At 73.2% G+C, this 13315-nt stretch carries 12 protein-coding genes; all 12 read right to left on the minus strand.

Annotated features, from left to right (window positions below; all coding sequences use genetic code 11):
• Positions 1 to 173 precede the first annotated feature (173 nt).
• Positions 174 to 359, minus strand: a complete 186-nt coding sequence (locus ABVB68_RS33550) for a hypothetical protein (protein WP_353604972.1) — start codon at positions 357 to 359, stop codon at positions 174 to 176.
• Between the two features lie 195 nt (positions 360 to 554).
• Positions 555 to 1100 (minus strand): hypothetical protein, encoded by a 546-nt coding sequence (locus tag ABVB68_RS33555; protein ID WP_353605009.1) that lies wholly within the window; start codon positions 1098 to 1100, stop codon positions 555 to 557.
• Positions 1101 to 1366: 266 nt separating this feature from the next.
• The gene (locus ABVB68_RS33560) at positions 1367 to 1942 is read right to left on the minus strand and encodes a GNAT family N-acetyltransferase (protein WP_353604974.1); all 576 of its coding nucleotides are present in this window, start codon (positions 1940 to 1942) and stop codon (positions 1367 to 1369) included.
• 158 nt (positions 1943 to 2100) lie between these two features.
• The gene (locus ABVB68_RS33565; RefSeq protein ID WP_353605010.1) at positions 2101 to 2373 is read right to left on the minus strand and encodes a hypothetical protein; all 273 of its coding nucleotides are present in this window, start codon (positions 2371 to 2373) and stop codon (positions 2101 to 2103) included.
• A 532-nt stretch (positions 2374 to 2905) separates the two neighbouring features.
• Positions 2906 to 4417: an Asp-tRNA(Asn)/Glu-tRNA(Gln) amidotransferase subunit GatB gene (gene gatB / locus ABVB68_RS33570; RefSeq protein WP_353604975.1), complete on the minus strand. Its 1512-nt coding sequence runs from the start codon at positions 4415 to 4417 to the stop codon at positions 2906 to 2908.
• A 16-nt stretch (positions 4418 to 4433) separates the two neighbouring features.
• Complete coding sequence (locus ABVB68_RS33575; RefSeq protein ID WP_258780702.1) at positions 4434 to 4673, minus strand: hypothetical protein; 240 nt, start codon at positions 4671 to 4673, stop codon at positions 4434 to 4436.
• Positions 4670 to 6169: an Asp-tRNA(Asn)/Glu-tRNA(Gln) amidotransferase subunit GatA gene (gene gatA, locus ABVB68_RS33580; RefSeq protein WP_503006462.1), complete on the minus strand. Its 1500-nt coding sequence runs from the start codon at positions 6167 to 6169 to the stop codon at positions 4670 to 4672. Before gatA ends, ABVB68_RS33575 begins: the two co-directional genes overlap by 4 nt.
• 2 nt (positions 6170 to 6171) lie before the next feature.
• Positions 6172 to 6468, minus strand: coding sequence for an Asp-tRNA(Asn)/Glu-tRNA(Gln) amidotransferase subunit GatC (gene gatC / locus ABVB68_RS33585; protein WP_353605012.1), 297 nt, complete (start codon positions 6466 to 6468; stop codon positions 6172 to 6174).
• Positions 6469 to 6560: 92 nt separating this feature from the next.
• Positions 6561 to 7055: a cupin domain-containing protein gene (locus ABVB68_RS33590; protein WP_353604976.1), complete on the minus strand. Its 495-nt coding sequence runs from the start codon at positions 7053 to 7055 to the stop codon at positions 6561 to 6563.
• Between the two features lie 522 nt (positions 7056 to 7577).
• The gene (locus ABVB68_RS33595; protein WP_353604977.1) at positions 7578 to 9815 is read right to left on the minus strand and encodes a putative bifunctional diguanylate cyclase/phosphodiesterase; all 2238 of its coding nucleotides are present in this window, start codon (positions 9813 to 9815) and stop codon (positions 7578 to 7580) included.
• A gap of 259 nt (positions 9816 to 10074) precedes the next feature.
• Complete coding sequence (gene ligA, locus ABVB68_RS33600; RefSeq protein ID WP_353604978.1) at positions 10075 to 12270, minus strand: NAD-dependent DNA ligase LigA; 2196 nt, start codon at positions 12268 to 12270, stop codon at positions 10075 to 10077.
• Between the two features lie 15 nt (positions 12271 to 12285).
• Positions 12286 to 13293, minus strand: a complete 1008-nt coding sequence (locus ABVB68_RS33605) for a methionine synthase (protein WP_353604979.1) — start codon at positions 13291 to 13293, stop codon at positions 12286 to 12288.
• Between the last annotated feature and the right edge of the window lie 22 nt (positions 13294 to 13315).

Consider the following 13315-nt stretch of genomic DNA (forward strand, 5'->3'; position numbering starts at 1 on the left):
GCGCGCCCGGGGGGGGGTGCGCGCGTCGGCGGGGCGGGCGGGGCGCGCCCCCCCGGGGGTCGGCCCCCCCGCCCCCCGGGGTGGAGGTGGGCCGACCCCCGTGCGGCCCACCTCCGCCCTGTCCGTGCCCGGGCCGCCGGCGGCGGGGCCGTCGGCGCCCGCCGGGGCGGGGGTCACGCGGTGCGGGGCTGCCGGTGCCGGCGGGGGCGGTCGATATGTGACTCGGCGGCCGCGGCACCCTCGCAGGACTCGTCGCGGGCGGCGCGGCGGGCCCGGGCGGCCTCGCGGGCCAGACGGTGCTGGGCGGCCTCGCGGATCAGCTGGGCGGAACGCATCCGGTGGTATTCGATCTCGAACACGGCTTGTCCTTCAGGTGAGTCGGGGTGGTGCTTCGCTTTCTGCGACGCCTCCACCTTCGTCTCCCAGGGGGGTCGGCCACATCGGGAGAGTTCCGCATCTTCGGGCCGCCGGCGGGCCGCACGCACGCGTAAGGGGCCTTAGGGAGTCCGTAAGGTGCTCACGGATTCCCTAAGGCCCCTGGGACCTGCGGGTTGTCAGCCGGCCGAGGGCACGCCGAGCAGCGCGTCGGAGTACTTGAGGACGGCCAGGAGGAGGCCGACGACGCCGAGCGAGACGCCGGCCCAGGCGACCGACCTGGTCCAGGGGGCCTGCGGGCGGCCGGGCGCGCCGAACGCCGGGCGTACGAGGACGACCACGCCGGTGATCAGCGCGGCCAGCGCGAACAGGCCGGCCCACAGGGCGGTGGTGTGCCAGGAGTCGCCGTAGACCTCCTTGAGCTGCGTGGCGACGTTCGCCGACGAGGAGGTGCGCAACTGGCCGACGAGCTGCTCGCGGGCACCGGCGACGGTGCCGATCCAGCCGCCGCTGAGCGAGACCAGACCGAGCGCGGCGGACACCACGGCACCGGCGCCCTGCCCGATCCCGGAAGCGGTCCTGCCTTCCGGATCGGGGGCTTCGAGCGCCTCGTCCCCGACGGCCTCCGTGCCGGCGGGCACCGCGTCGGCGTCGGCGGCCCCGGCGGACTCGGCGCCGGTCCTCCCCGCGTCGGTCTTCCCCACGCCGGTCTCGCCCGCGTCCACGGTCCGCGCGGCACGGCTGCCCGCGCCACCGCCTTCGGCGTCACGGTCTCCCGCGTCACGGCCCTCAGCGTCACGGCCCTCAGCGGTGGCGGTCTCGGGCGCCTCCGCCGGCGTCTGCGCCCCCGTCGTTCCGGATGTCCGGCCCTTCCCGGCGGCGCCGGGCCGCGCCGTCGTCTCGTCGGTGCGCGCCTCGATACCGCTCTCGGCGCCTTCCTCTGTCTTCGTTGCCATGCCCGGCACCGTACGGACGCTGTCTGAGAGCCGTCTTAATGATCGGCGCGTGCGGCACGCGCGCGTGCCGCACGCCACTCGGGGGCGAGCACCGCCCAGATCTCGGTGCTGGTGCGCACGCCGCGGTGCAGGTAGTTCTCGCGCAGCAGGCCCTCGCGGCTCATGCCGAGTCGCCGGGCCACGTTGATGCTGGGCCCGTTCGCCGACGACACGTGCCATTCCACGCGGTGCATGCCGCGCTCCTCGAAGGCCCAGTCGAACAGCACCCGCATGCCGCGTGTGACGAGCCCGCGCCCGGCCGCCCGCGGTTCCAGCCAGCAGCCGGCCTCGCAGACCCCGGCCGGGGTGTCCCAGACACGGAACAGCAGGCCGCCGACGAGCCTCCCACCGAGCCAGACGCCGTGCAGGCTCCCGGCGTCGGCGCTCCGCTTGACGGCGTAGGACGTGAGGAAGGCACGCGCGGACTCCAGGTCGGTCACCGCGTCCGCCAGGCCGACGTGCCGGCCGATGAACTCGCGTCCCCGGTCGATGCAGGCGAGCAGCTCCTCGGCGTGCCAGGTCTCCAGGGGCCGCAGTTCGGCGCCGTCGTCACCCAGGGGTATCGCGTACATCGTGCCGCTCTTCCTTCCGCGGTCCGCCGGTCGGGACCCGGCCGAGCCTCTCATGCGCGGCACGGTGCTCGGGCGGCCCGGTGCCGGTAGGGGCACCGGCCCAGGGCAGGCGGTGTCCGGGGCGCAGGACGCTCCGGGCGCAGGACGCTTCGCGCGGTTCAGTCGAACTGGTCGCCCAGCGCCATGACCATCGTCCCCGCGATCAGCAGCCACAGGGCCCTGCGGGTCCGGCCGCCGAACCCGAGGAGCGCGGCGAGGGCGCAGACGGCGGCGCCGAGCGCGTAGGCGGCGGGGACCAGCACCGGGGCGGACCCGGTGAGCCGGAGCAGCGCGGCCCCCAGCCCGGCGAGACTCAGCAGCCCCCCGGTACCGGCGGCGGTCCACCGAGCCCGCCGGGCCTCCCCGGCCTGTGCTTCCCCGTCCTCGTCCAGGCCCTCGGCACCCGCTGCCGGGCCGTCCGCGTCCTCGGTCCGGCCGCCCCTGTCCGCCGCCCGGCCGTCCACATCCCGGCCCCCGCCCGCGACGTCCGCTGTACGGCCGTCCTCGACCGGGCCTGCGATGTCCGCTGCCCGCTGCCGCGCGCCCGCTGCCCGCCCCTGCGTGTCCTCGGCCTCGGCAGTCCCGGCTATCTCGGGGTCGGTGCCGGAGTTGGTGCGTCCGTTCATGGCGGTCGAGCGTAGTACCCGCGACCGGCTCTGCCGTGCGCCGGTCGAGCGTGGTACCCACGACCCGGCTCCCTCTGCCGTACGAAGGAACCAGGGCGCCTGGCCGGCCTGTCCAGCCGTTCAGCCGTTCAGCCGTTCAGCCGTTCAGCCGCTCGACCCTGCCCCCCGTCGGCCCTGTCCGCCCACTCGGCCCAGTCGGCCCCGTCCGCCCCATCGCCTCGCGCGGGTCGCGGGGCGCCGCGGATGACGGTACGGCCCCGGAGGGCATGCCTCCGGGGCCGTACCGAACAGGGCGGGGTCAGCCTTCGACGCCCAGCTTCTCCAGGATCAGCTCCTTGACGCGGGCCGCGTCGGCCTGGCCTCGGGTGGCCTTCATGACCGCGCCGACCAGAGCGCCGGCCGCGGCCAGCTTGCCGCCGCGGATCTTGTCCGCGACGCCGGGGTTGCCGGCGATGGCCTCCTCGACGGCGGCGGTCAGCGCGCCCTCGTCGGAGACGACCTTCAGGCCGCGCTTGTCGACGACCTCGTCCGGGGTGCCCTCGCCCGCGAGGACGCCCTCGATGACCTGGCGGGCCAGCTTGTCGTTCAGGTCGCCCTTCGCGACCAGCTCGGCGACCCGGGCCACCTGCTGCGGGGTGATCGCCAGCTCGTCCAGGGTCTTGCCGGACTCGTTGGCGCTGCGCGCCAGCTCGCCCATCCACCACTTGCGGGCGGAGGCCGCGTCGGCACCGGCGTCGATCGTCGCGACGATCGGCTCCAGCGCACCGGCGTTGAGGATCGCCTGCATGTCGGTGGCCGAGATGCCCCACTCGGCCAGCAGCCGGGTGCGGCGGGCCAGCGGCAGCTCGGGCAGGGCCGCGCGGATCTCCTCGACCCACTCGCGCGAGGGCGCCACGGGGACGAGGTCGGGCTCCGGGAAGTACCGGTAGTCCTCGGCCTCCTCCTTCACGCGGCCCGAGGTCGTGGACCCGGTGTCCTCGTGGAAGTGGCGGGTCTCCTGGATGATCGTGCCGCCCGAGGACAGCACGGCCGCGTGCCGCTGGATCTCGAAGCGGGCCGCACGCTCCACGGAACGCAGCGAGTTGACGTTCTTCGTCTCGGAACGCGTGCCGAACTTCTCGGTGCCGTTCGGGCGCAGCGACAGGTTCACGTCGCAGCGCATCTGGCCCATCTCCATGCGGGCCTCGGACACGCCGAGGGCCCGGATGAGCTCACGCAGCTCGCGGACGTACGCCTTCGCCACCTCGGGCGCGCGCTCGCCGGCGCCCTCGATCGGCTTGGTGACGATCTCGATGAGCGGGATGCCGGCGCGGTTGTAGTCCAGCAGGGAGTGGGACGCGCCGTGGATACGGCCGGTGGCGCCGCCGACGTGGGTCGACTTGCCGGTGTCCTCCTCCATGTGGGCGCGCTCGATCTGCACACGGAAGATCTCGCCGTCCTCCAGCTGCACGTCGAGGTAGCCGTCGAAGGCGATCGGCTCGTCGTACTGGGAGGTCTGGAAGTTCTTCGGCATGTCCGGATAGAAGTAGTTCTTCCGGGCGAAGCGGCACCATTCGGCGATCTCGCAGTTGAGCGCGAGACCGATCTTGACGGCGGACTCGACGCCGGTCGCGTTGACGGCCGGGAGCGCGCCGGGCAGGCCGAGGCAGGTCGGGCAGGTCTGCGAGTTGGGCTCGGCGCCCAGCTCGGTCGAACAGCCGCAGAACATCTTGGTCCTGGTGCCGAGTTCGACGTGGACCTCGAGGCCCATGACGGGGTCGTACGACGCCAGCGCGTCCTCGTACGACACCAGGTCGGTCGTGGTGGTCACGGTGAAAACTTCCCTCTCAGCCCAGCAGGACGTCGTCGTCGCCCAGCCGCTTCAGCTCGCGGTAGAGGATGGCGAGGCCGGTGACGATCGCGACGGCGGACACGGTGGCGTCGATCAGCCGCAGCGTGTCCTGCTCGGCGCGCGCCTTCTTGATCTGCTTGGCCACACCGAGCGCGCCGAACGCGGTCCCGGCCATCGACAGGTACGTGCCGGACTTCGACTTCTTGAAGCCCTTGGCCTTGTTCAGTGCGCTCACAGCGACGGAGCCTCCTCGATCAGCGGGTGCCCCCACTTTTCCACGAAGGCGGCCTCGACGGCGGCACCCACCTTGTACAGCCGGTCGTCCTTCATCACCGGGGCGATGATCTGCAGGCCCACCGGGAGGCCGTCCTCCGGGGCGAGACCGCAGGGCAGGGACATGGCCGCGTTGCCCGCCAGGTTGGTCGGGATGGTGCACAGGTCCGCGAGGTACATCGCCATCGGGTCGTCGGCGCGCTCGCCGATCGCGAACGCGGTGGTCGGGGTCGTCGGGGAGACGATCACGTCGACCTGCTCGAACGCCTTGTCGAAGTCCTGCTTGATCAGCGTGCGGACCTTCTGGGCGCTGCCGTAGTACGCGTCGTAGTAGCCGGAGCTGAGGGCGTACGTACCGAGCATGATGCGGCGCTTGACCTCGGGCCCGAAGCCGGCCTCACGGGTCAGGGAGGTGACCTCCTCGGCCGAGTGGTTGCCGTCGTCGCCGACCCGCCGGCCGTAGCGCAGGCCGTCGAAGCGGGCGAGGTTGGACGAGCACTCGGAGGGGGCGATCAGGTAGTACGCCGACAGCGCGAGGTCGAAGGACGGGCAGTCCAGCTCGACGATCTCGGCGCCCAGCCCCTTGAGCAGCTCGACGGACTCGTCGAAGCGCTGGATGACGCCGGCCTGGTAGCCCTCGCCGCGGAACTGCTTGACCACACCGACGCGCATGCCCGCGACGCTGCCGTTGCGGGCGGCCTCGACGACCGGCGGGACCGGGGCGTCGATGGAGGTGGAGTCGAGCGGGTCGTGCCCGGCGATGACCTCGTGCAGCAGGGCCGCGTCCAGGACCGTACGGGCGCAGGGGCCGCCCTGGTCGAGGGAGGAGGAGAAGGCGACCATGCCGAAGCGGGAGACCGCGCCGTAGGTCGGCTTGACGCCGACCGTGCCGGTGACGGCGGCCGGCTGGCGGATGGAGCCGCCGGTGTCGGTGCCGATGGCGAGCGGGGCCTGGAAGGAGGCGAGCGCGGCGGAGGAGCCGCCGCCGGAACCGCCGGGGATCTTGGTGAGGTCCCAGGGGTTGCCGGTCGGCCCGTAGGCGCTGTTCTCCGTCGACGACCCCATGGCGAACTCGTCCATGTTGGTCTTGCCGAGGATGACGACGTCGGCGTCCTTCAGGCGCTTGGTGAGCGTCGCGTCGTACGGCGGGATCCAGCCCTCGAGGATCTTCGAGCCGACGGTCGTGGGCACGCCCTCGGTGGTGAAGATGTCCTTGAGCGCGAGCGGGACGCCGGCCAGCGGGCCGAGCTTCTCGCCGCGGGCGCGCTTCTCGTCCACGGCGCGGGCCTGGGCGAGGGCACCCTCGCGGTCGACGTGCAGGAAGGCGTGGACCTTCTCGTCGACGGCCTCGATGCGGGCGAGGTGTGCCTCGGTGACCTGGACGGCCGTGAGCTCGCCGGCGGCGATCTTCTCGGCGGTCTCGGCCGCCGTGAGCTTGATGATGGTGCTGTCCGTCATGGTCAGTCCTCCCCCAGGATCTGCGGCACCTTGAAACGCTGCTGCTCCTGGGCCGGGGCGCCGGAGAGCGCCTGCTCGGGGGTGAGCGAGGGACGGACCTCGTCCTGCCGCATGACGTTCGTCAGCGGCAGCGGGTGCGAGGTCGGCGGTACGTCTTGGTCGGCGACCTCGCTGACGCGGGCGACCGCGCCGATGATGTCGTCGAGCTGGGCGGCGAAGTGGTCGAGTTCTTCGGGCTTCAGCTCCAGACGCGCCAGCCGGGCGAGGTGGGCGACCTCCTCGCGCGTGATGCCAGGCATGCAGCGTTCCTCTGGGTGAGTGCGTGTGGTTTGGGGCCAATCCTATGGGTCGGGGCCCCGTACCCGTGAAACGGTTTGCCGGGACCCCGTCCTCACCGGCGCCGGCCGTCCCAGGCGCCGCTCTTCACGAAGTGGTTGTCGTACAGCTCCTGGACCTCCAGCAGGCTCTCCTCGGTGGCCTGACCGGTGCGGATGCGCTGCAGGTGGCGGAAGTACTCGAAGCGCTCGACGCCCGGGGCGATGACGATCAGGATGTCGGCCGTGCTGCCGGGGGCGGCGGCGAAGGCGTGCGGCCGGTCGGGCGGCACGACGACCAGGTCGCCGCTCAGGGCGGTGACGACGTCGTCGCCGGACAGCAGCTCGGCCTCGCCGTCGAGGACGAAGAACATCTCGGCCGAGCCGTGGTGCACGTGCGGGCGGGCGCCGTCGGCGCCCTCCGCCAGGGTGACGCGCACGGTGGACAGCGCGCCCCCGGTGGCGCTGCTGTCGGCCAGCAGCCTGACGCCGAGGGGCGCCCGGCCGACCAGCTCGGCCTCCGCGTCCCGGACCAGCACGGTGTCGTCGAACTTCGGTACGAACAGTGACATGGCATCCCCCTGGTGTGGCCGGACCGGGCGGGTGCGGTCCGGCGGCGGCGAGCACGACGGTCGCGGCGGCGGAGCGGACCCGTGGACGCCGGCCTCCGCACCGCCGTGCCGCAGGACTACCAGGGTGGCACCGAGCGGGCGCGGGAGCTGCTGTGGGGCCGTGGGCGGGCGAGGAACGTGCCTGGGGCGGCGCGCGTGGGGGCGTGCTTGCAGCGGGGCCGCGGGGAGCGTGCTCGCAGAGAGGTGGGCGGGCGAGGAGCGTGGCTGGGGGCGGGGCGGGTGGGGAGCGTGCTTGCAGCGAGGTGGGCGGGACGAGAGCGTGCCGTGGGGCGGATGGGGGGGTGGGGCGGGAGTGTGGGGCGGGGCGGGAGCGCGGCACGGGACGCGGCACGGGACGAGAGCGCGGCACGGGACGAGAGTGTGCCGCGGGGCGGACGAGAAGCCGGCGTGGCGCCGGGCCGGGTGGGGCGGGAGTCGGTGTCCGCGGGAGGGGGTGCGGGCCGGGGTCTGCCGACGGGGGTGCTACTCGCCCGCCGGGAGTGCGGCCCGGGGCCGCTGCCAGCCGCGTGATCCTCGCGCCAGCAGCCACGCCGTCGCCTCCTCGGGCGGCATCGCCGCGGCGACCAGCCAGCCCTGTACGGCGTCACAGCCCAGGTCCCGCAGCCGCTCCCAGGTCTCGTCGTCCTCCACGCCCTCGGCGACGACCAGGAGGCCCAGCGAATGCGCGAGGTCGACGGTGCAGCGCACGATCTCGGCGTCCTCGTTGTCGACGGCCAGCCGGGCCACGAAGGAGCGGTCGATCTTCAGCTCGCTGACGGGCAGCCGCCGCAGGTGGACCAGGGAGGAGTACCCGGTGCCGAAGTCGTCCAAAGACATCTTCACGCCGTGCCCGGTGAGCCCGGCGAGGGTGTCGGCGGCCCGCTGCGGGTCCTCCAGCAGGACGTGTTCCGTTATCTCCAGCTGGAGCGCCCCGGCGGGGACCCCGTGCCGGGCCAGCCGCGCGGCGACCGAGCCCGCGAAACCCGGTGTGTGGACGTCGCGCGGGGAGACGTTGACCGCGACCGGCACCGGCAGGCCCTGGGCCCGCCAGCGGGCGACCTGCGCGAGCGCGGTGTCCAGGACGTACTCCGTGAGATGGGGCATCAGGCCAGAGGACTCGGCGATCGCGATGAACTCGTCCGGCGGAACCTTCCCGCGCTCGGGATGCACCCAGCGGACCAGCGCCTCCAGGCCCGCGACCTGCCCGTCGAAGCGGACCTTGGGCTGGTAGTGCAGCTGCACCTCGTGCGCGTCCAGGGCGCGGCGCAGGTCGCCCAGCAGGCCGAGGCGGTCCGGGGTGTTCGAGTCCCGCTTGGACTCGTACACCTCGACGCCCGTACGGTCCCGCTTCGCCTGGTACATCGCCACGTCGGCCCGCCGCAGCAGTCCTTCGGCGTCCAGGGCGTGGTCGGGGAAGACGGCGACCCCGGCGCTGGCCTCCAGGACGAGGGTGAGCCCGTCGAGGTCGAGCGGGGAGCTGAGGGCGCCGACGAGGCCACGGGCGATCCGGGTGGCGGAGGTCGTGGAGTCGGCGACGGGAAGTAAGACGGCGAACTCGTCACCGCCGAGCCGCGCCGCCTCCGCTCCGCGCGGCAGGGCGAGCCGCAGCCGGTCGGCGATCTGGAGCAGCAGCCGGTCACCGGCGAGATGACCGAGGGTGTCGTTCACCGACCGGAACCGGTCGAGGTCGATCAGCATGAGGGCGGAGCGGGCGTCGATGCGTTCCGCGTCGTCGAGGGCGGTCCAGATCCGGTCCAGCAGCCACTGGCGGTTGGGCAGTCCGGTCAGCGGGTCGCGCAGCTGCTCCTCGGCGCGGGCCCGGGCCATCCACAGGGTGGAGTCGAGGGCGACGAGCGGGATGGCGAACAGCGGGAGCAGGATCGGCTGGGCGTCGGCGACGACGCACAGCAGGGGCGCGATGCCGAGCAGCGCGACGGCGACCAGACCCTGCCTGACCAGGGCGGTGCGGGGGACGGCGGGCAGGCCGCCGCCGCGCGGGGCGCGCAGGTACCAGAACAGGCCGCGGCTGACGGCGAGGTAGGCCACCGCGACGAGGACGACCTCGGGGACGGTGGTGACGCTCCAGCTGTCGGGCCGCCAGGGTGTCTCGACGCTCGGCACCCGGCCGAACGCGCCGAGCAGCAGGGCGCCGACGCCGATGCCGAGGATGTCCACCGATCCGTGCAGCACGCCCTGGCGCCAGCGGTGCCGCCGGGCGATGCCGACGAGGACGACGACGGTGAGGCTGACCATGCCGGCCGGCACCCAGCCGTACAGCAGCAGCACGGCGAGGGTGAGTGCGGCGCCGGAGCCGGTGCCGCCCCACCAGCGGGCGCGGCCCAGCATGACGAGGTGGCCGACGATGACGCCGGTGAGCAGGGCCAGCGACCAGCCGACCGTGCCACCCGGGAAGAGGGCGTGGTGGCCCGTGAAGGCGTGGTAGAAGCCGGCGCCGAGGACGAGTGCGGCGGCGGCCACGACGGCCGCGGGCAGTGCGGGCCAGGAGGGTGGCCGTTCGTGACCGGAGCCGGGCAGGCCGGGGGTGGTGTCGATGGTCAGGGGTATGGCGGCGTGCGGTTCGCCGGCGGCGCCGGATCCGGCCGGGCGCGGCTGGCCGCCCGTCCGTCCGCCCCGCCCCGTCCACCGGTTCCCCCGCCACGCGAGCGCCCGGCGGCGCAGACGCAGCCGTGAGCCCGGGGCGACGCTCTCGGTCGGTTCCATTCCCGTCCCTCTCACAGCCGGCGGTGCCCACGCCACGCGGTCCGATGCCCGACAACCATCAGCGGCTCCGCGTCGAAGAAACCTTTCCCGCACCCTTGCCGGGCAGGGGGATGCCCCGACCGCAGCTGGGCACGGCAGGCGCACATCTCAACAGTAGGCCGCAGAAGGCTTCCACGGGCACCGGTCGTCGGTGGTTGCCCGAATGCGCCCGGGCCACCCGTATGCAACTGATATGCGCCGAACGGGTGGCCTTCAACCGCTACTCCCCGGTCGGAAGCGCGACTTCGGCCGCCGCTTCGGGGCCTTGCTCCAAAAGGACCCCGAAACCGTCCTCGTTCAGAACGGGAACCTTCAGCTGCACGGCCTTGTCGTACTTCGATCCGGGGTTGTCACCCACAACGACGAACGACGTCTTCTTCGACACCGAGCCGGTCACTTTCGCCCCTCTGGTCTGCAGGGCCTCCTTGGCGCCGTCCCGGGTGTGGTTCTCCAGGGTGCCGGTCACCACGACGGTGAGGCCCTCCAGCGGGCGCGGGCCCTCGTCCTCGCCGGTCGCCTCCTCCTCCAGGGGGACCCCGGCGGCCTTCCACTTGCGGACGATCTCGCGGTGCCAGTCCTCGGCGAACCACTCCTTGAGCGCGGCCGCGATGATCGGGCCGACGCCGTCGGTGGCCGCCAGTTCCTCCTCGGAGGCCTGTTCGATGCGGTCGACGGAACGGAACTCACGGGCCAGGGCCTGGGCCGCCACCGGTCCCACGTGCCGGATGGACAGCCCGTTGAGGAACCGGGCCAGCGGGCGCCGCTTGGCCGCCTCGATGTTCTCCAGCAGGGCGAGGGTGTTCTTCTTCGGCTCGCCCTTCTGGTTGGCGAAGACGGTGACGACCTTCTCCTCGCCCGTCTTCGGGTCGCGCTTGGGCAGGCCGCTGTCCGGGTCGAGGACGTAGGCCTTGATGGGCAGCAGCTTCTCCACCGTCAGGTCGAACAGGTCGCCCTCGTCCACCAGCGGCGGGTCGGCCGGCTCCAGCGGGCGGGTCAGCGCGGCGGCGGCCACCGCCCCGAAGTGCTCGATGTCCAGGCACTCGCGCCCCGCGAGGTAGGAGACGCGCTCGCGCAACTGGGCCGGGCAGGTGCGGGCGTTGGGGCAGCGCAGGTCGATGTCGCCCTCCTTCATGGGCCGCAGCGGCGTCCCGCACTCGGGGCACTCGCCCGGCATCACGAACTCCCGCTCGCCGCCGTCCCGCAGGTCGACCACCGGGCCGAGGATCTCCGGGATGACGTCACCGGCCTTGCGGATCACCACGGTGTCCCCGATGAGCACGCCCTTGGCCTTGACGACCTCCTGGTTGTGCAGGGTGGCGAACTCGACCTCGCTGCCGGCCACCGTGACCGGCTCGACCTGCGCGTACGGCGTGACGCGTCCGGTACGGCCGACGCCCACCTTGATGTCGACGAGCTTGGTGTTGACCTCTTCCGGCGCGTACTTGTAGGCGATCGCCCAGCGCGGCGCCCGCGCGGTGGAGCCGAGGCGGCCCTGGAGCCGAATCTCGTCCAGCTTGACGACGACACCGTCGATCTCGTGCTCGACGGAGTGCCGGTTCTCGCCGTAGTACGCGATGAACTCGCGCACCCCGTCGAGGTCGTCGACCACGCGGTTGTGCGCGGAGGTGGGCAGGCCCCAGCTGCCCAGCAGGTCGTACGCCTCGGAGAGGCGGGTCATGCCCGTGAAGCCCTCCAGGGCGCCGATGCCGTGGACCACCATGTGCAGCGGCCGGGTGGCGGTGACCCGCGGATCCTTCTGGCGCAGCGAACCGGCGGCGGCGTTGCGGGGGTTGGCGAAGGGCTTGTCACCGGCCGCGACCAGGCGTGCGTTGAGTTCGAGGAACTTCTCCATCGGGAAGTAGACCTCACCGCGGATCTCCACCAGGGCGGGGACGTCGTCGCCGTCCAGCCGGTCCGGGATGTCCGCGATCGTGCGCACGTTCGGCGTGATGTCCTCGCCGGTGCGGCCGTCGCCGCGCGTCGCCGCGCGCGTGAGGCGGCCGTTCTCGTACGTCAGGTTAACCGCGAGACCGTCGACCTTCAGCTCGCACAGGAAGTGGTAGTCCTGCTCGCCCAGTTCCCTCGCGATGCGGTCGGCCCAGGTGGCCAGCTCGTCGTCGTTGAAGGTGTTGTCGAGCGACAGCATCCGCTGGCGGTGCTCGACCGCCGTGAACTCGGTCGCGTAGGACCCGGCGACCTTCTGGGTCGGCGAGTCCGGGGTGCGCAGCTCCGGATACTCCTCCTCCAGGGCCTCCAGAGTCTTCAGCAGTCCGTCGAACTCCGCGTCGCTGACGACGGGGGCGTCCTTCACGTAGTACCGGAAGCGGTGCTCCTCGATCTGCTCCGCCAGCTGGGCGTGCTTCTCGCGGGCCTCCGCCGGCACCGCCGTGGTCTCCGCTTGCTTGTCGCCGGCCACCGTGTTGTCCTCCCGTTACTCTGGGTTGTCCGCGAGGGATCTCGCCGCCCGGACGCAGTGGGCGAGGGCCTGGCGCGCGTACGCCGGGGAAGCGCCCGCCAGACCGCACGCCGGGGTGACCGTGACCGCCTCGGCGAGCAGTCCCGGATGCAGGCCCAGCCTGCGCCACAGCGTCCTGACACCCACGACGCTACCGGCAGGGTCTGACAATGGGCCGTCCGTGCCGGGCACGACACCGGCGAACAGCCGGGTGCCGGCCTCCACGGCCTCGCCGATCACATCGTCGTCACGCTCGGTGAGAAGCGTGAAGTCGAAGGAGACGGCGGCCGCGCCGGCCCGCCGCAGCAGGGCGAACGGGACGTCGGGCGCGCAGGAGTGCACGACCACGGGACCGCCGGGGTGCACCCCGACGACGTCCCGGAGGGTGGCCTCCACGGCCTGCCGGTCCACGGCGCGGTACGTGCGGTAGCCGCTGGCCGTGCGGACCTCCCCGCGCAGCACGGCGGTGAGGGAGGGCTCGTCGAGCTGCAGCACGATCCGCGCCCCGGGGATCCGGCGCCGCACCTCCCCCAGGTGCAGACGCAGTCCTTCCGCGAGGGAGGCGGCGAGGTCGCGGCGAGCGCCGGGGTCGGACAGCGCGGACTGGCCGTTCCTCAGCTCCAGGGCGGCGGCCAGCGTCCACGGGCCGACCGCCTGGACCTTCAGGTCGCCCCGGTAGCCCTGGGTGAACTCCTCCAGGGCGTCCAGGTCCTCGACCAGCCAGCCCCGGGCCCGCCTGGTGTCGCGGCCCGGGCGGTCCCCGATCCGCCAGCCGCTGGGCTCCACGCGCGCGTACAGCTCGACCAGCATGCCGGCGGTACGGCCGATCATGTCGGCACCGGGTCCCCGGGCGGGCAACTCGGGCAGGAAGGGGAAGTCCTCGAAGGACCCGGTCACGGTCTTGGCGGCCTCGCGGGCGTCCGCCCCTGGCATGGAGCCGACACCGGTGGCACCGCCGAATCCGAACACGCTGTTTTCGCTCACCCGGGAAGCCTACGGAACCCGC

Origin of the sequence: Streptomyces sp. NPDC096012 (genome assembly GCF_040426375.1) — a bacterium.
Taxonomy (GTDB): domain Bacteria; phylum Actinomycetota; class Actinomycetes; order Streptomycetales; family Streptomycetaceae; genus Streptomyces.

Excerpts from the sequence above, each read along its gene's own strand:
- gatA (WP_503006462.1), bottom strand. The coding sequence starts at position 6,169 with ATGACGGACAGCACCATCATCAAGCTCACGGCGGCCGAGACCGCCGAG.
- ABVB68_RS33560 (WP_353604974.1), bottom strand. The coding sequence starts at position 1,942 with ATGTACGCGATACCCCTGGGTGACGACGGCGCCGAACTGCGGCCCCTG.
- gatC (WP_353605012.1), bottom strand. The coding sequence starts at position 6,468 with ATGCCTGGCATCACGCGCGAGGAGGTCGCCCACCTCGCCCGGCTGGCG.
- ABVB68_RS33590 (WP_353604976.1), bottom strand. The coding sequence starts at position 7,055 with ATGTCACTGTTCGTACCGAAGTTCGACGACACCGTGCTGGTCCGGGAC.
- ABVB68_RS33595 (WP_353604977.1), bottom strand. The coding sequence starts at position 9,815 with ATGGAACCGACCGAGAGCGTCGCCCCGGGCTCACGGCTGCGTCTGCGC.